Below are 17679 nucleotides of genomic sequence, written 5' to 3' on the forward strand. Positions count from 1 at the left end.
GAATGGCCCTGCCAATCATGGTACAATGAAAAAAGAGAGCGTTCCCGGCCAATGGGGCGCAAATTTTACGAATAACGGAGGCTTCTGCCTATGAACTGGATCACCAAGCTGGAACGGAAATACGGCCGGTTCTGCATTCCCAACCTCATCAACATCCTCATCGGCGGCCAGATCCTGGTCTACGCCATTGAACTGTTCGTCAACCAGTATATTTCCTTTTATCTCTCCCTGAGCCGCAGTGCCCTGTTCGCCGGGCAGATCTGGCGGCTGTTCACCTTTGTGCTGGTGCCTTTTTCAGGCGGCGGGCCGCTCAGCGTGGTGCTGGGCATCTATTTTACCTGGTTCGTCGGCAGTGCGCTGGAACGGGAGTGGGGCGATTTCCGCTTCAACCTTTATGTCCTGCTGGGGATGGCAGGCGCGTGGCTGGCCTGCCTGCTGACAGGCTCTGCCGATACCTACTGTCTGTCCCTCTCCCTCCTGCTGGCCTTTGCCATGCTTTACCCGGAGCTGCAGGTGCTGCTCTTCTTCGTCATCCCCCTCAAGGTGAAATATTTCGGCATCTTTGCCGCCGCCCTGTGGGTGTTCAGCTTCCTGAGCATGGGGATGCTGGGCAAGCTGAACTATCTGCTCTGTATGCTGGGCTTCCTTCTGTTCTTCGGGCCGCAGGCCTGGCATAACATCCGCGCCTGGGTGCGCCGGGAGCAGTGGAAGAGGAAAAATCGGAGATGATGATTGATCGTCTGGAAGGCAATTCGGAATTAAAGACCAGCGTCCGGCTGATGCTGGGGGGGCACCGCATGACTCACAGTGTTCTGCTGGTGGGCGAAGAGGGGCTGGGAACCGGGTTTGCGGCCCGCTGCGTGGCGGCGGATTACCTTTACCCCAACGGCGGCGCGCCCGCCGAAGCCCTGCTTCGGGGCGAGTGCTGCCGTGCCGTGGCAAAGGCCGGTAAGCGCGACAGCGGCCAGATCGAGACAGGCATCGTCCGGGAAGCCATCTCCGTGACCGGTATGGGCAGCGGCGGGCGGTATCTGGTCGGTCAGGTCACGGCCATGCGCAGCGAGATCTTCAACACCAGCCTTTCGGCAGAGGGGCGCGCAGTGCTGCTCTACCATGTGGAGCGGATGAACGAGGAATCGGCCAACGCCCTGCTGAAGGTTATGGAGGAGCCGCCCGAGGGTGTGCTTTTCCTGCTGACGGCGGATTCGCTGGCGGGCGTTCTGCCCACCATCCGGAGCCGCTGCATCAGCTTTGCGGTGGCTCCGGTCTCCCCCGCCGATTGCGCCCGCTACTGCACCGCACAGGGGGTGGACAGCAAGGATGCCGCCCTGTACAGTGAGCTGTTCGATGGCCACATCGGCACAGTGCTGGATGCGGCCCGGGATGAGGCCCGCCGGGCGCAGGTGGACAAGGCGCTTGCCCTTGCCAAAGCAGCGGCCGCGCAGGACAGCTATGCCGCCGCTGTTCTGCTGGCGTCCTACGAAAAGGATAAGGTGGGGGCTGCCGCTCTGCTGGCTGATTTCCGGGCCGTAGCGGCCGCAGGGCTGCGCGGCAGCCCCCGTGCCCCGGTGCAGGGCGATGCCGCCCGCAAGGCCCTTGCAGCCGCCGATGCGGCGATCCAGCGGCTGGGCGCACAGGTGAACCCCAAGATCACCTTGAGTGTGCTGGCTGCAAGATTCCGGGGGCTGTAACCTCTCAGGCGCTTCGCGCCAGCTCCCCTAATAGGGAAGCCAGGTTTACGCTGCTGCTGGCTTGCCTCTCCTATTAGGAGAGGTGGCATTGCGGAGCAATGACGGAGAGGTTTAGCTGGGTTTTGCCCAAAACAAAAAGCTCCCCCTTTCGGGGGAACTTTGTTGGAAAGAGTCTTATTGGATTCAGCGTCTCCGTGCTTTTCTGCGCCGGCCCAGATTCAGTGAGCCGCCCCCGGCAACAAGGGTGAAGAAGCTGAGAACAGCCAGAAGAACGATGAGGGCCGCCATCAGGAGAAGCGTGGACTGAAGGTCGGTGCGAAAGTCGGAGACATATTCCTGATGGGTCACAAGGTCTACCGTGCCCACCTCATAGCCGTCCAGATAAACGGTGGCTGTGCCAAGGACAGCTCCGTCCTTGACGGTGGCGGAGATGTTCTCCTGAAGGTCGTAGGTGAAGGTTACCTTGTCGTCCGCATGGCCGTAGCCGCTGACCGGCGCGGCAGCGTAAAGCTCCACTTCCTCATAAGAGCGGCACTTCTTCAGGGGGGCGGTGGTCAGCGGGGTCTCGGTGTCCACCAGCTCCCGGTCAGAAAAGCTTGCAAAGGCCCAGTCCAGGATCTCGGAGGCCTCCCTGTAAATGTTGTCGAGGTCGGAGCCAAGCACCACCAGCCCGTAGGTATGGCCGTCCTTCTGGGCAAAGGTCACATAGCACCGGCCCGCCAGGGTGGTAAAACCGGTCTTCATGCCCCGGATGTAATCCCGGTAGTAGGGGTACTCCGGGTTGAGCATCAGGTTGGTGGAGGTGATGGTGCGCTCGTTCTGGTGCAGATTGGTGGCAGGCAGGGTATAACTCAGGGTGTTTGCCACCTGCATATAGGTCTCGTTCTCGGCGCAGGCCTTGGCAATCAGGGCCAGATCGTGAGCCGAAGAGACGTTGCCGTAATCATACAGGCCGTGCACGCAGGTAAAACTGGTGCTGGTGCAGCCCAGCTCTTTGGCACGCTGGTTCATCCGGGCCACAAAGGCGGTCAGGTCGCCGTCCGAAACATCACTGGCGATCACGCTGGCCGCATCGTTGGCGCTGGCCACCAACAGGCCGTACAGCAGGTCGATGCGGCGCACCGTTTCACCGATGCGCAGGTTGATGGTGCTGCCGTTGGCGTTCTGGATGTCCTTGAACTCCTGGGTCAGGCTGGCGGGGATGGTGATCTCCGCGTTCATGTCCTTACCGCTTTCCAGAAACAGCAGGGCTGTCATCATCTTGGTCAGGCTGGCAATGTAGCGCTGCTGGTCCGCGTTCTGTTCCAGAATGGGCTTGTCGATGTCCGCGTTGAACAGATAGACCGACTCGCCCTCGTTCACGGTCTGGATGGGCATTTCGTATGCGGCCAGACCGGGCAGGACAAGGGTCAGGGCCAGCGCTGCCGTCAGCAGCAGGGCCGCCGCCCGGCGGAAGAGAGTAGAGTTCTGCATAAGCGTATCCTCCAACGGAAGCTCCCGGCTTCCCTGAATCAAAAACTAAAACACTATATAAAAGAATACCATAAATGACGGAAAAGAGAAAGGTGGTTTTTCACAATGTTGTTGCCTTTTGGTGGAAAAGTCCCCCGGGACGAGGGGGCGGTGTTCGTGGCACCCAACGCTACGGTGCTGGGTGATGTGGTGCTGGGGCCGGGATCCTCGGTCTGGTATGGTGCGGTTCTGCGCGGTGACGACGGTACCCTGACCCTGGGCGAGAACACCAATGTGCAGGATAATGCGGTGCTCCACTGTGACCCGGGCGGGGCGGTCACGCTGGGCAAAAACGTGACCGTGGGCCACTGTGCCCTTGTCCACGGGTGCACCGTGGGAGACGGTTCCCTGATCGGGATGCACGCTACCCTGCTCAACCACTGTGTTGTGGGCAAAAACTGCATCATCGGGGCCGGTGCGCTGGTGCCGGAAGGCAAGATCATCCCGGACGATTCCCTTGTGGTGGGGGTTCCGGGGAAGATCATCAAGCAGGTCAGCCCCGAACAGGCAGCTGCCAACCTTGCCAATGCCGCCCACTATGTAGGGGAGGGCCGCCGTCACGCCGCAGCCCTGCGGAAAGAGGAAAAAGGTGAAAACGAGTGAGCGAAATAATTTCGTGCGAAGCTTAACAGAATTTTCACAAGATTTCACAAGAAAGTAATGACTTTTGCGCCGAAATCGGGTATACTATGAGCACAAGGGAGCGGGGCCGCAACCGTCTCCCTTGCACATGATTCCTCCTCACACCAAAGCAATACCCCAAAACAAGAGTCCCCTCCGGTGTACCGCAAGCGCCGGAGGGGACTTTTGTTTGTCTGAAACAGCGCCCCCGGCGGAGCGATCCTCTGCCGGGGGCGCTGTGTGATATCAAGTTTCAGAGGGAACCGTAGATGCCGCGCACGGAGACCTCGCCGGTGAACACATGCTCCTCGCCGCTGTCGGTGCGGACAACAAGACGGCCCTCCTCGTCTACATCCACGGCCTCGCCTGCTCCCTGCCCGCCGTCCGGCAGGTCAAAGGTCACCCGCCGTCCGATGTTGACACAGGCGGCCTTGTACTCCTCCCGGAAAGGTGCAAAGCCATCCCGCGCAAAGGTGTACAGGGGCCGATCAAAGCCGAAATCCGTCAGGGCCTCGGCCAGCCAGCCGGGATCCTGCTCCAGATCGATCGCGGCACCCTGCAGGGCCAGCGAGGTGCCATGGGGCAGGTCGGCAGCATCAAAATAACTCTGCGGCTGGGCCAGGTTGATGCCAATGCCGCACAGGATGCCCCGGCCCTGCTGCTGGTAGCCGTAGCAGACGCTTTCGCACAGGATGCCCACGATCTTTTTGCCGTTCAGCAGCAGGTCGTTGGGCCACTTGATCTGGCAGTCCACGCCGTAGCGCAGGGCCAGCTGTCTGCGCACGGCAAGGCTGGCCAGCAGGGGCAGGGTGGCGGGCTGCGCCAGCGGCTCCCGGATGGCGACTGTGTAGTACAGCGCCTTGCCCTCGGCGTTGACCCAGGTGCGGCCCAGGCGGCCCCGCCCGGCGGTCTGGTTGGTGGTATATACCGCGCCCACAGGGCCGAACTCTTCAAAATGCTCTTTCATATACGCGTTGGTGCTGCCGCATTCGGGCAGATAACGCACCTCATTGATGCTCATTGCTGCGGTACCTCTTTGTGTGCAAAGCTGGTGATCTTGCCCTTGTCCAACAGCATCACGCCGTAGGTGTTGGGGCCGGTGTAGCAGCGGCCGCAGGAACCCGGGTTGAACAGGAACACGCCGTTTTTCTGGAGGGCGATGGGTTTGTGGGTGTGGCCGAACAATGCCACCTCAGCGCCGCGGGCGGCGGCGGCATCCGCCAGCGTGTCCAGATCGTATTTTACACCGTACATGTGACCATGAGTATAGAAAACAACCACCTGATCGAAGGCGGCCAGCCCGTCCAGCGGCTCCAACGCGCCAAAATCGCAGTTGCCGGCCACGGCGTAGACCTTCATTTTGGGGTGCAGGGTCAGCGCCTCTTCCAGATCGCGCAGGCCATCTCCCAAAAAGACAACGGCATTTGCATCGCTTTCTGCGTGCAGGATGCGCTCCACTGCACTGGCGCTGTTGTGGCTGTCGCTCAGGATCAAAAGTTTCGTCACGGGACTACGTCCTCCTTATTTATACATATTAAACCTCTCAGTCGCCTTCGGCGACAGGTACGGGTTGCGGCTCCCAGCATTCATTTCGTGTTGTAAACAACACTTATGTCTTGCTGGCCGCGGCCCCAACAGCAACGCCCTTTATCCGCCACTGGCGGCGGTTGTTGCTGTTGCTCCTGGTAGGGGAGCCAAGCTTACGTTCTTGTCTCTCCTGTCAGGAGAGGGGGCAATGCGAAGCATGGACAGAGAGGTCAATCTGCCTGCAAAGCAAGCAGCTGCTTGTACACTTCACTCTTGGAATACGGCGTGCCCTGCGCGGCGGCCTTGGCGGCGGCAGAGGCTGCATAGCCGTTCCGGGTCAGTTCCAGCGCCCGCTGGGCGGCCTGCTCCAATGTCAGTTCTTCTTCGGCTTCGGCGGCGGGCGCACCGGCCATCACAAGAACATACTCGCCGCGGGGGTCATTCTCGGCATAATGGGTCTGGGCCTCGCCCAGCGTCGTTTTCCAGATTTCCTCGTGGAGCTTGGTCAGCTCCCGGCAGAGGGTGATGCTCCGCTCAGGGCCGAAGGCGGCGGTCAGGTCGTCCAGCGTGGTGCGCAGTTTGTGGGGCGCTTCGTAGAAGATGACCGTCCGCTTTTCCCCCTGCAGCTCGGCCAGCCGCTCCCGCTTCTGCTTTTTGTTCACAGGCAGAAAACCCTCGAACACCCAGCGGGAGGTGTCCTGACCGGAGACGGCCAGCGCCGTCACACAGGCGGAGGCTGCCGGAACAGGCACCACCTTGATGCCCCGGGCCAGCGCGTCCCGCACGATCACCTCGCCCGGGTCCGACACACAGGGCATACCGGCATCGCTGCACAGGGCGCAGTTCTCGCCTTCCTCAATGCGGCGCAGGATCCCCTCGCCCTTCTGCAGGGCGTGCTCGTAGTAGCTCACCATCGGCTTTTTCAGCCCCAGAAAGTTGAGCAGCTTCATGGTCACGCGGGTATCCTCCGCGGCAATAAAATCTGCCGCGCCAAAGGTGGCTGCCACACGGGGCGGCATGTCATCCAGGTTGCCGATGGGTGTGGCAACGATATAAAGAGTACCTGCCATAGTATCCTCCCATTTGATTTGTACAAAACCTCTCCGTCATCCCTACGGGATGCCACCTCTCCTACTAGGAGCCGCAACCCGTACTTGGCGCGCAGCGTTTGAGAGGTTCAGCGTCCATACAGTGCCGCGCCTGCCGAGATGAGCACATCCGGCTCGACCCGCAGCCCTGTTTTTCGGTTCTTCTGTGCTTCCACCAGAAACAGCCAGGGGGCGGCATCCGGCCGGTTCTTCACAAAGGCCAGCCGCTTGGGCTCCAGCCGGTTGGCCCGCAGGACCGCCAGCACCTCGGCCAGCCGCTCAGGCCGGTGGCAGAGCGAGAGCCGCCCGCCATCCTTCAGCAGCCGGAACGCGCATTTGCAGACATCGTCCAGCGTGCAGTCCGTCTCGTGGCGGGCAGTGGCCCGGGCCCTGTCGGCGGCCTGTTCCCCTGCTGTGAAATAGGGCGGGTTGCAGGCGCACAGGTCGTAGCTGCCCGCGCCTTCCCGGAAGGAGCGCAGGTCGGCGCAGACGGGCGTGACGTGCTCAATGCCCTGTTCGGCGCAGGCGGCGGCCAGCAGCGCGCTGGCTTCGGGCTGCAGCTCCAGCCCCAGGCAGGGGCCGCGGTGGCCACGGTCGTGCCATTCCAGGCTTACGATGCCGCAGCCGGAGCACAGGTCGGCGGCGCGCCAGGCCCGCTTTGGCTCCGAAAACCGGGCCAGCAGCAGCGCGTCTGAGCCAAAGCGGTGCACGGCTGAACAATAGACTCTTGTTCTATTATACAAAATCTCGGTGGAATGTTCCATATACAGCACCTAAAATCCACTGCCAAAATATCGGGCGGAAAAATCGGGGAAAATTGTGCATGAAAGAAAAGCAGCAGACCCGCTTTTGACAGGTCTGCTGCTTTTGATGCGTTTTTTCAGTGTTCGCCGTGAAATTATTCAGCAGCGATAGCACCGGTGGGGCAAGCACCCTCGCAAGCGCCGCAATCGATGCAAGCGTCTGCATTCACAACTGCAACACCATTCTCAATGGTGACAGCACCAACGGGGCAAGCGCCCTCGCAAGCGCCGCAGCCAACACATGCGTCAGAAACCTTGTGTGCCATAATAAAACTCTCCTTTTATCACCCGTGCACTAGCTTTAAGAAGAAGTCTGCCCTCGCACGGTGCCAGCAGGCTTCCCCGGAATTCATCCTTGTCTGCATTCTAACAAAGTGGAAAAGAAAAGGCAAGACTAACCGTGTGCCATAAAAGCCCAAAGTTTTATTTTTGTGGGGTTGCACAAAAGCAAGGCCTAACTTTGCGGGAAAATTAAGAGAGTTTTTTGGCGAAAATCACGAAGAAAGGTTAGTTTTATGATACTAACCACAGTGATATCCCACTATTTTTCTGGGAATTATTTCTCTTTTTTGGGGCATTTGCCGCAGCCCACATTGCCCTTTTCATCGGCGGCTGCCACCACCGGGGCGGGGTTGCGCACACCGGAATAATCGTCGTCCGGGTCGGGGCGGCGGGGTGCCCGTTTGCCGCCGCTGATATACTCACACACGCCCACCTTATAGTAGCGCGGGGTCAGGGCTTCGGTGCCGCAGCGCACCCGCAGGTAGCCGGAGATGGGGTTCACCTCCAGCACGGTGCCCAGACCATCCGGGGTGCGCACGGTGCTGCCCACCATGGGCATGATGCTGTTCAGGTATTCGTAGGCGTTTTCCTCGTAGGAAAGGCAGCACATCAACCGGCCGCAGGCACCACTGATCTTGGTGGGATTCAGGGAAAGGCCCTGCTCCTTGGCCATCTTGATGGAAACGGGCTGGAAATCCTTGAGGAAGCGGCTGCAGCAGAAAGGCTGGCCGCAGATGCCCAGACCGCCGATCATCTTGCTCTCGTCGCGCACGCCGATCTGGCGCAGCTCGATGCGGGTGTGGAAGATGCCGGCCAGATCCTTGACCAGTTCGCGGAAGTCCACCCGGCCGTCGGCGGTGAAGTAGAACATGATCTTGGAGCGGTCAAGGGTGTACTCGGCCTCCACCAGCTTCATTTCCAGGCCGTGGCGGGCAATGCACTCCTGGCAGGTGTGGTAGGCGCGCTTCTCATCCTCGCGGTTCTGGCGCATCCGCCGCACATCCACGCTGTCGGCCATCCGGGTGATGGGCTTGAGCGCCTTGGAAACGGCGCTGTCGGCGATCTCCTTCACGCCCTGCACCACCTCGCCGCACTCAATGCCGCGGGCGGTCTCCACGATCACGTATTCGCCGGCTTTGATGTCGGCCCCGGCAGGGTCGAAATAATAGCTTTTGCCGTTTTCCTTGAAACGGACAGAGATGACTTTTTTCATACTGTTCCTCACAGGGGAAACTCCCCTATCTTGTAAAAAGGCCTGCAGAAGGGCCTATAGATCCATTCTGAAGATTATTATAGCATAAACGTTGAAAATTGAACAGCCCTCTCAGGCTCACTTCGTTCGCCAGCCCAGGTTGTGGCTCCCAGCAGCTGCTTCGTGCAATTGCACTCGCACCTTGCTGGCCACTGCCCCAACAACTCCTCCCTCAATCCGCCACTGGCGGCGGTCGTCGTCGTTGCCCCCAAAGGGGGAGCCGATAAAAAAATTTCATCCTCTGCAACATTCCGCCCCGCTCATTCGTATCCCACTTGAACTCCGTCTGAAATTTGATCTCAAAAACGTCAAAAAACTGAGGTATCATCCGGATTTCACAAAAGATTTTCAAGATTTGCTAAAGAATCTCCGGGCAAGCCTTGCAAGCCCCGGAACCGGGTGTATAATAGGGGTATCGACTTTGAGCCGCTCTGAGAAAAAGAGCAGCCGCGCAATGCGTGGGAAAACACAGAAACGGTAGGAAGAAATGGAAAAATTCAGCGTCAAAAAACCGTTCACCGTTCTGGTTGCAGTCATCATGGTCATTATGCTGGGCCTTGTGTCCGTGCAGAACATGCAGACCAATCTGCTGCCAAACGTGAACACACCGTACCTGATGGTGGTCACGGTCTATCCCGGTGCCAGCCCGGAGCGTGTGGAGAACGAGGTCTCCGACGTGATGGAGAGTGCGCTGGGCACCATCTCGGGCGTGAAAAACGTCACCGCCACCTCGGCAGAAAACTACAGTCTGCTGCTGATGGAGTTTGAGGACGATACGGACATGAACAGTGCCGTGGTCAAGGTGTCCAACAAGGTGGATCAGACCACCTCCAGCCTGCCAAGCACCTGTATGACCCCCTCCATCATTGAATATACCCTGAACATGAACGCCTTTATGACCGTGGCCGTCAGCCGCGAGGGCAGCGATTCCTATGAGCTGGCCGATTTCGTCAACGACACCATGGTCCCCTATATTGAGCGTCAGGGCGGCGTTTCCAATATTTCCGCCAATGGCCTGGTCACCCGGATGGTGCAGGTGCAGCTTGACCAGGAAAAGATCGATGCCATCAACGAAAAGCTGCTGGAAGTCATTGACGTGCAGCTGGCCGATGCAAAGGCCCAGCTGGACAGTGCCGAAGCCCAGATCGAGGCGGGCAGAAAGCAGTACGAGACCCAGCTGGCCAATTACGACAAGCTGGTCAGCGATACCATCAACAGCCAGTATTCCGGCGAACTGCAGGATTCCTTCATGCTGGTCAAGAAGCAGGCACAGGCCCTTCTGGAGAGCGTCAACCAGCTCATTGCCGTGGTCAACGAGCCGGAGATCCAGCAGGCCCTGATCGATGTGCGGGACGGCCTGCAGCGGGTCGTGGACAAGTTCAATGAGACCGGAATGCAGGATATCGATTCTCTGATCGAGATCGTGGCGGAGCTGCGCGATATCACCGATAAGCTGACCACCGCTTTGCAGGATCTGCAGCAGCGCCTGAACGCGCAGGGCGACACCGCCGGCACAACGGCCGGGGAGCTGGTCGATGATCTGCAGGTGCAGCAGAGCCTGAGCAACATTTATAACACGCTGGAGAGCACCATCAAGGCCATGGACGACGTGCCCGGCCTGATGGATCAGTTCACCCAGATCGTGGGCAGCTATTCCCAGCAGCAGCTGCAGGCCTATATCAAGTTCACCGAGGCCCGCGAGATGCTGAATGATTACGAGAAGCAGCTGGCCGATGCCAAGCAGCAGTATGAGGATGCCAAGCAGATGGCCATGGAGAACTCCGACGTGGCCAAGATGCTGGATATTGACACGCTGGCACAGCTGATCTATGCCCAGAACTTCTCCATGCCCGCCGGTTATGTCAAGGATTCCAGCAACAAGTCCTGGCTGCTGAAGGTCGGCGAGGAGTACGACAGCATCGAGGATATCTCCGGTGCCCTGCTGCTCCATGTGGATGGCTTTGGCGATGTCCGCCTGTCTGACGTGGCCGATGTGCAGATCATTGACAACGCGGAGGACAGCTTTACCCGCCTGAACGGCGAGCGCTCTGTGGTGCTGAAGATCTTCAAGAGCAATTCTTCCAGCGCCGGTGAAGTTTCCGGCAACTGCAAGGCTGCCTTCAAAGAGCTGGAACAGAAATACGATGGCCTGCATGTGGTCGTGCTGTCCAACCAGGGCAACTACATCAGCATCATCGTCGGCAGCATCCTGAGCAGTATGCTCATCGGTGCGGCCCTTGCCATCATCGTGCTGGCCATCTTCCTCAAGGATATCAAGCCCACGCTGGTGGTCGGCATCAGTATCCCGCTGTCGGTGCTGTTTGCCGTGGTGCTCATGTACTTCACCGGTCTGGATATGAATATTATGACGCTGGCGGGCCTGTCCCTCGGCATTGGTATGCTGGTGGATAACTCCATCGTCGTCATCGAGAACATCTACCGTCTGCGCAGCCGCGGCGTGCCCGCTGCCCGCGCGGCGGTCCAGGGCACCAAGCAGGTGGGCATGGCCATCATGGCTTCCACCCTCACCTCTGTCTGCGTGTTCCTGCCCGTCATCTTCACATCGGGTGTCATCAAGAGCCTGCTGCAGCCCATGTCCATGTGCATCGGCTACTGTCTGGCTGCTTCCCTCATCGTGGCCCTGACGGTTGCCCCGGCGGCTTCCTCTACCCTGCTGAAAAACTCCAAGCCCAAAGAGCTCAAGTGGTTCGATAAGGTGCAGGAAAAGTACGTCAAGAGCCTGGAATGGTGCTTCCAGCACCGCTGGGCACCGTTGGGCGCGGCAGTGGTGCTGCTGGTGTTCTGCGGCTGGCGTGTGATGTCCATGGGCGTTGAGATGCTGCCCACCATCACCAGCAACGAGGCCATCGTCACCCTCTCCACCGAGAAGGATCTGACCAAGGAAGAATCCTATGCTGTGGCCGAGAATGTCATTGATGCCCTGCTGGCTGTGGACAACGTGGAAGAGGTGGGCGTTACCACCGACAGCCGCGTGGCCGGAATGGATGTCGGCCAGCTGGGTCTGCCCCAGACCATCACCGACCTGCTGAAAGCCGCCAACAGCTACGGCACCTACCAGATCAACGTGATGCTGGACAAGAGCCTCTCCTCCCGGCAGATCGAACAGGCCCGTGAGGCGCTGGAGGAAGCTGTGAACGGCGTGGAGAACTGCACCGCTACCGTTGAGATCAGCGGAATGCAGGAGCTGACCAGCCAGCTGGATATGGGCCTGACCGTCCAGATCTCCGGCAACGACATTGATACCATGACTGCCCTCTCCGAGAAGGTGGTGGATATGGTCAACGAGATGGACGGCTTTACCAATGCCACCAACGGTCTGGGTAGCGGCGATGCCACCATCAACCTGCAGATCGACCGGGATAAGGTCCGTTCCTACGGTCTGACCGTGGCGCAGGTCTACCAGCAGATCGCCGCCAAGCTGACCACCACCACCACGGCCCAGACCCCCGTTGCCATCGATGGCTCCACCATGAATGTCCAGATCAGCAACAATCTGGACCCCATGACCAAGGAAAACATGATGGATATGACCTTTACGACCTCCGTTATGGCCGCCGACGGCACCACCGAGACCGGCACCTGCACGCTGGGCGATATGGCCACCTGGGTCACCGGCTCCACCCCGGACTCCATCACCAGCAAGAACCAGACCCGCTATATCAGCGTGACGGCGGACGCGGTGGAGGGCACCAATACCACCACCGAGACCCGCGCGCTGGAAAAGAAGCTGAACGAGTTTGCCGCATCCGATGAAATGCCCGAGGGCTGCAGCTTCTATATGGGCGGCGGCTCTGAGATCAACGGCATGGTGGTGGATCAGATGGGCCAGTGGATGTTCCTGGCTCTGCCCTTCGTCTACCTTGTTATGGTGGCCCAGTTCCAGAGCCTGCTCTCCCCCTTCATTGTTCTGTTCACCATTCCGCTGGCCTTTACCGGCGGCCTGCTGGGTCTGCTGCTCACCGGCCAGCAGCTGACTATGATCTCCCTGATGGGCTTCATCGTCCTGATGGGCACGGTCGTCAACAACGGCATCGTGTTCGTGGATTACGCCAACCAGCTGCGCATCGGCGGCATGGAGCGCCGCGCGGCCCTGATCGCCACCGGCAAAACACGAATGCGCCCCATCCTGATGACCACCCTGACCACCGTTCTGGCCATGCTCCAGCTGGTGTTCAGCGGCGATATGGCCAGCCAGCTGATGAGCGGCATGGCCATCGTCATCATCTTCGGCCTGACCTACGCCACCCTGATGACCCTGTACGTTGTGCCCCTGATGTATGACATCCTCTTCAAGAAGCCGCCGCTGAACGTGGATATCGGCGATGAGAACCTTGACGACATCCCCGATGATGCCGCCGAGTATATCGCCCAGAACACCGCTCAGCCGGAGTAAGAAAACTTCCCCAAAGCACCCTTCACAGCTATGTGAGGGGTGCTTTTTTGATACTTGCAGTATAGATAAAATGATGATAAAATATAAACGTAGAAAAGTACTCTTTTTCTGAAACGAAAGGATGGCGGAAATGCGGTTCGTACAGTTGGATGAGAAGAATGAAGAACGCATGAATGCTATCCGTAAATTCACCCTGATGGATGACACCTTTATGACACAGGTGTTTTCAGGAGATAAAGAGAGCACACAGGAGCTGCTTCGCATCATCCTGAAACGAAAGGACCTGACCGTCGCAAGGTCTGCAACACAGCTTACGATCGGCAATCTGTTTGGCCGTTCTGTACGGCTGGACATTTATGCAACGGATGATGCAGGCAAGCAGTATGATATCGAAGTACAGCAGGAAGATAAGGGAGCCGCTCCGGAACGGGCGCGGCTGAACAGTGCGATGTTTGATTCCCGCCTGACGACTTCTGGTGAAAAATATTCTGACCTGCCTGAGACATATATCATATTTATTACGGCAAATGATGTTTTGGGAGATGGTCTGCCAGTTTACAATATTGAACGGACGATTCAGGAAACCGGGAAGCTGTTCCACGACCGTGCACATATCGTATATGTGAACGGCGCATATCGGGGAACGGATGAGGTCGGTGCGCTGATGCAGGATTTCCGCTGTGATGACTATCGGGATATCCGGAACCCCAAAATAAGGGCAAGAGTAAAATACTTTAAAGAAGAAACGGAAGGAGTGGCAGCTATGTGCAAGACAATGCAGGTGATCGTTGATCGGGAACGAGAAGATGCCGAGGTGGCAAAGGGAAAGCGCATTGCGCTCAATCTCTGGAAGAACGGAGAGCATGATCTGGATAAGATCGCCCAGACCACCGAACTTTCGTTAGAACAGGTGCGGGAGGCAATTACCGAACCGTGTTCTGCATAAGAAAACTTCCCCAAAGCACCCTTCACAGCCATGTGAGGGGTGCTTTTTGTCAATCTGCTAAAAAATTTGCCGCAGCTTTGGCACAGTCTCCAAAAATTGGGGAATTCAATAAAAAATATTGACAGGGGGGGGGGGGGGTAGATGTAAAATGAGGTCACACTACGGAAGGTGTAGGGGTATGCTTTCTGTGTGGTAAAATATCATTTTACATTGGAGGTTCTACAAATGAAAATGCTCAAGAAAATGGCCGCTCTTCTGCTGGCCGGCGTTATGGCAATGGCACTGCTCACCGCTTGCGGCGAGGACAGCGCACCTTCTTACCGTCTGCAGAAGATCGTGGAAGCAAATCAGAAGTCCGGTAAAGTCTACGCAGATATGACGTTGGTGGATAAGGAATCTTCTGCGAACTACGTGTATGCCATTAACGGCCAGAATATGTACGCAAAGATTCAGTTTACCGCAAATAACTCGATGGAAGTTGTCGTTAAGGATGGCAAGGGTTATTATAAGAATCAAGCTGGCCAGTGGGTTGAGTCTCCTAGCATGGGCGAATCTCTGAAGCAGGGTTCTACTGCTATTACTCCTGTTGCAGGTAACATTGTGGTTGCACCGGAGTACAAGATTGAGGCTACTGGCGAGACCATGTATGCAGAAACCATTGTATCGAATGGACAGGAAATTGCCTACTGCTTCAATGGCGATAAGCTGGCCTATATTGTCACGACCGTTGAGGGACAGACGATCACGCTGAAGGTCAATAAGTGGGAAAATAGCTATGACCAGGCAATTCAGGATAAGCTTGACCTGAAGGCATAAGTACAAATTCAAAATTCATACAAGCCCCGGAGCGCCTACCCCTGGCCCTCCGGGGCTTTTTTGGGCCTATGGGGCAGAACTTACAAAAAATCTCTCGAAATATTGGATAGATTCCCTTAAAAAATGCCAACACAGAAGGAGAAAATTGTGATATAATCAAAACAATAAAGGATAAAACAGAGAGTGTGCTGTCCCCAAAAAATACAAAAGGAGGCGAGCCCTATGGCACAGTTTCTCTCCAAGCCCTTTGGCATGACCCCAAACGGCGAAAAGATCAATGAATACATCATCTCGAACCCCGGCGGGCTGGCGGTCAGTGTGCTGAACTACGGCTGTATCATCAAGAATATCTGGGTGCCCACCAAGCGCGGGCCGGTGGATGTGGTGCTGGGCCACGACACCTACGCCGATTATGTCAAGGACTTTGAATCGTCCGGCAGTACCTGCTGCGGCGCGTTCGTGGGCCGGTACGCCAACCGCATTGAGAATGCCGTGTTCAATGTGGGCGGCAAGACCTATCAGCTGGAAGCCAACAACGGCAAAAACCACCTGCACGGCACCTTCCCGCGCAAGCTGTATGAGGTAAAGGCCTTTGGCGATACCCTGCTTCTGGAGGCCGAGAGCCCCGATGGAGAGGATGGTTTCCCGGGAAATCTGAAGATCTCGGTGCGGTATATCCTGACCGAGGACAACGCCCTGCGGATGGACTACCGTGTCTCCTCTGATGCCGACACCATCATCAACCTGACCAACCACACCTACTTCAATCTGGATGGCGGCGGCGATGTGCTGGGCCAGAAGCTGCGCATCTATGCGTCCCGCTATCTGGAGGGCAACAACGAGACCTGCCCCACCGGCAATATCCTGCCCGTGGCGGGCACGCCGATGGATTTCCGGGCGGGCAAGCCCATTGGCCGGGACATCGACACCGGCTTTTCCCAGACCACCATGGTGGGCGGCGGCTATGACCACTGCTTTGTCATCGACAGGGGCCGCGGTGCCAGCCAGAGCCTGTGCGCCTGGGCTTCCAGCGATAAGACCGGCATCAGCATGAAGGTCTATACCACCCAGCCCGGCGTGCAGCTCTACACCGGCAATTTCCTGCAGGACTGCCCTGCCCCCGGCAAGGGCGGCGTGCCGATGCAGAAATACGGAGGCTTTGCGCTGGAGACCCAGCACTTCCCCTGCAGCCCCTCCCACCCGGAGTTCCCCTCCACCGCCCTGCGGGCCGGGAAAGTGTTCCGTGCCAACACCACCCTGCGGTTCTTCACCGGCAAACAGTGCGGGAAACTGTAAAATGCAGCCCTCTCATTCAAAGCCTGACAGCTTTGCCCGGGAGGGCCTTTTTCTCTGATTTGCACAAAGCGTTCCATCACTCCATGTGCAAAACACAAAAAACGCTTGTAAATCAATGCGCGGAAAAATAAATGGAAACAAAAATCCATCCTTATAAAATTCCCGTTACTTGATTCTGCGGCCAAAACGTTGTATCCTTGTGGCAGAAGGCGGGCCTGCCCCGCGCAAGCAACTTTGGTGACGAGAAGAGAGGTACTTTTATGGCAATTTTGGTTTCCGGCGGTGCCGGTTATATCGGCAGCCACACCTGTATCGAACTGCTGAACGCTGGCTTTGACATCGTGGTGGCAGATAACTATTACAACGCTTCCCCCGTGGTGCTGGATCGGGTCAAGCAGATCACCGGCAAGGACTTCCGGTTCTATCAGGCCGATATGACAAAGCACGAGGACGTGGAGAAGATCTTCACCGAGTGCCCTGATATCGATGCTGTCATCCAGTTTGCCGCCTATAAGGCTGTGGGCGAGAGTGTTTCCAAGCCCATCGAGTACTACTATAACAACCTCAACTGCACCCTGGTCATTCTGGACGTGATGCGCCGCCACAACTGCCGCAACTTCGTGTTCAGCTCCTCCGCCACCGTCTACGGTGACCCCGCCAGCGTGCCCATCACCGAGAATTTCCCCGTGGGTGCCACCACCAACCCCTACGGCACCACCAAGGCCTTTACCGAGCGCATCCTGACCGATGTCTGCAAGGCTGACCCCACTCTGAATGTGGCCCTGCTCCGTTACTTCAACCCCATCGGTGCCCACAAGTCCGGCCTGATCGGCGAGGACCCCAACGGCATCCCCAACAACCTGATGCCCTACATCGCCAAGGTGGCCGTGGGCAAGCTGGAAAAGGTGCACGTCTTTGGCAACGACTACCCCACCCCCGACGGCACCGGCGTGCGCGATTACATCCATGTGGTTGACCTGGCCCGGGGCCATGTCTGCGCCATCAAGAAGCTGCAGACCAACTGCGGCCTGTTCATCTGCAATCTGGGCACCGGCCACGGCTACAGCGTGCTGGATGTCATCCATGCCTTTGAGAAGGCCTGCGGCAAGCAGATCCCCTATGTGATCGATCCCCGCCGCCCCGGCGATATCGCCGAGTGCTATGCCGACCCCACCAAGGCCAAGAATGAGCTGGGCTGGGTGGCTGAGTACGGCATCGAGGAGATGTGTGCCGACAGCTGGAACTGGCAGAAGAACAACCCCGACGGCTACCACACCGTGAAGTAAACAGAACTGTTCTCAAAACGCACCTTTGAACGTGAAAATTCAGGGGTGCGTTTTCTTTTGCCCGGAAATCTGCCGGAACAGGAGAAAGATTTCTACAAAAAACAGCGGGGACAGGCGAGAATTTTTGCCGCTTCCTGCCTTGACA

General features: G+C 57.9%; 15 protein-coding genes. 8 read left to right on the forward strand and 7 right to left on the reverse strand.

Translation table 11 applies throughout. The features are described from left to right. Positions 1–90 precede the first annotated feature (90 nt). The gene (locus tag MTP40_RS00085; RefSeq protein WP_097769884.1) at positions 91–729 is read left to right on the forward strand and encodes a rhomboid family intramembrane serine protease; all 639 of its coding nucleotides are present in this window, start codon (positions 91–93) and stop codon (positions 727–729) included. Further along, on the forward strand, positions 726–1691 hold the full coding sequence (locus MTP40_RS00090; protein WP_249259613.1) for a hypothetical protein: 966 nt from the start codon (positions 726–728) through the stop codon (positions 1689–1691). Before MTP40_RS00085 ends, MTP40_RS00090 begins: the two co-directional genes overlap by 4 nt. A gap of 183 nt (positions 1692–1874) precedes the next feature. On the opposite strand, the gene MTP40_RS00095 is transcribed toward MTP40_RS00090, so the two are convergent. Beyond that, on the reverse strand, positions 1875–3164 hold the full coding sequence (locus tag MTP40_RS00095; RefSeq protein ID WP_097769882.1) for a D-alanyl-D-alanine carboxypeptidase family protein: 1290 nt from the start codon (positions 3162–3164) through the stop codon (positions 1875–1877). Positions 3165–3269: 105 nt separating this feature from the next. Here MTP40_RS00095 and MTP40_RS00100 point away from each other — a divergent pair, with 105 nt between their 5' ends. Beyond that, a complete protein-coding gene (locus tag MTP40_RS00100; RefSeq protein WP_207684368.1) occupies positions 3270–3806 on the forward strand; it encodes a gamma carbonic anhydrase family protein in 537 nt (178 codons plus the stop codon). Between the two features lie 271 nt (positions 3807–4077). Here the strand turns inward: MTP40_RS00100 and MTP40_RS00105 are convergent, their stop codons facing one another. The 6 genes from MTP40_RS00105 to MTP40_RS00130 all read right to left on the reverse strand — a co-directional run bounded on the left by MTP40_RS00105 (position 4078) and on the right by MTP40_RS00130 (position 8737). Beyond that, entirely contained in the window at positions 4078–4845 is a 768-nt protein-coding gene (locus MTP40_RS00105; protein WP_005929057.1) for a biotin--[acetyl-CoA-carboxylase] ligase, read from the reverse strand. Continuing rightward, positions 4842–5330, reverse strand: coding sequence for a YfcE family phosphodiesterase (locus tag MTP40_RS00110; RefSeq protein WP_005929053.1), 489 nt, complete (start codon positions 5328–5330; stop codon positions 4842–4844). The genes MTP40_RS00105 and MTP40_RS00110 overlap by 4 nt, the downstream gene beginning before the upstream one ends. Before the next feature lie 251 nt (positions 5331–5581). Beyond that, positions 5582–6421 (reverse strand): 16S rRNA (cytidine(1402)-2'-O)-methyltransferase, encoded by an 840-nt coding sequence (gene rsmI / locus MTP40_RS00115; protein WP_156065764.1) that lies wholly within the window; start codon positions 6419–6421, stop codon positions 5582–5584. 107 nt (positions 6422–6528) lie between these two features. Beyond that, on the reverse strand, positions 6529–7203 hold the full coding sequence (locus MTP40_RS00120; protein WP_227611697.1) for a tRNA1(Val) (adenine(37)-N6)-methyltransferase: 675 nt from the start codon (positions 7201–7203) through the stop codon (positions 6529–6531). Positions 7204–7337: 134 nt separating this feature from the next. Continuing rightward, positions 7338–7508 carry a DUF362 domain-containing protein gene (locus tag MTP40_RS00125; protein ID WP_005929040.1) on the reverse strand — a complete coding sequence of 57 codons (171 nt, stop codon included), beginning with the start codon at positions 7506–7508 and terminating at the stop codon, positions 7338–7340. Positions 7509–7798: 290 nt separating this feature from the next. Further along, entirely contained in the window at positions 7799–8737 is a 939-nt protein-coding gene (locus MTP40_RS00130) for a PSP1 domain-containing protein (protein WP_249259614.1), read from the reverse strand. Positions 8738–9263: 526 nt separating this feature from the next. On the opposite strand from MTP40_RS00130, the gene MTP40_RS00135 reads away from it, so the two are divergent. The 5 genes from MTP40_RS00135 to galE all read left to right on the forward strand — a co-directional run bounded on the left by MTP40_RS00135 (position 9264) and on the right by galE (position 17534). Beyond that, a complete protein-coding gene (locus tag MTP40_RS00135) occupies positions 9264–13190 on the forward strand; it encodes an efflux RND transporter permease subunit (RefSeq protein ID WP_249259615.1) in 3927 nt (1308 codons plus the stop codon). A 145-nt stretch (positions 13191–13335) separates the two neighbouring features. Then, entirely contained in the window at positions 13336–14136 is an 801-nt protein-coding gene (locus MTP40_RS00140) for a PD-(D/E)XK nuclease family transposase (protein ID WP_249259616.1), read from the forward strand. A gap of 225 nt (positions 14137–14361) precedes the next feature. Continuing rightward, positions 14362–14952, forward strand: coding sequence for a hypothetical protein (locus MTP40_RS00145; RefSeq protein WP_097773076.1), 591 nt, complete (start codon positions 14362–14364; stop codon positions 14950–14952). A gap of 222 nt (positions 14953–15174) precedes the next feature. Further along, positions 15175–16248, forward strand: coding sequence for an aldose epimerase family protein (locus MTP40_RS00150; protein WP_098923978.1), 1074 nt, complete (start codon positions 15175–15177; stop codon positions 16246–16248). Positions 16249–16508: 260 nt separating this feature from the next. Continuing rightward, positions 16509–17534, forward strand: a complete 1026-nt coding sequence (gene galE / locus MTP40_RS00155; protein WP_156059215.1) for a UDP-glucose 4-epimerase GalE — start codon at positions 16509–16511, stop codon at positions 17532–17534. The last annotated feature ends 145 nt before the right edge of the window (positions 17535–17679 follow it).

Origin of the sequence: Faecalibacterium sp. IP-3-29 (assembly GCF_023347335.1) — a bacterium.
GTDB lineage: Bacteria > Bacillota > Clostridia > Oscillospirales > Ruminococcaceae > Faecalibacterium > Faecalibacterium duncaniae.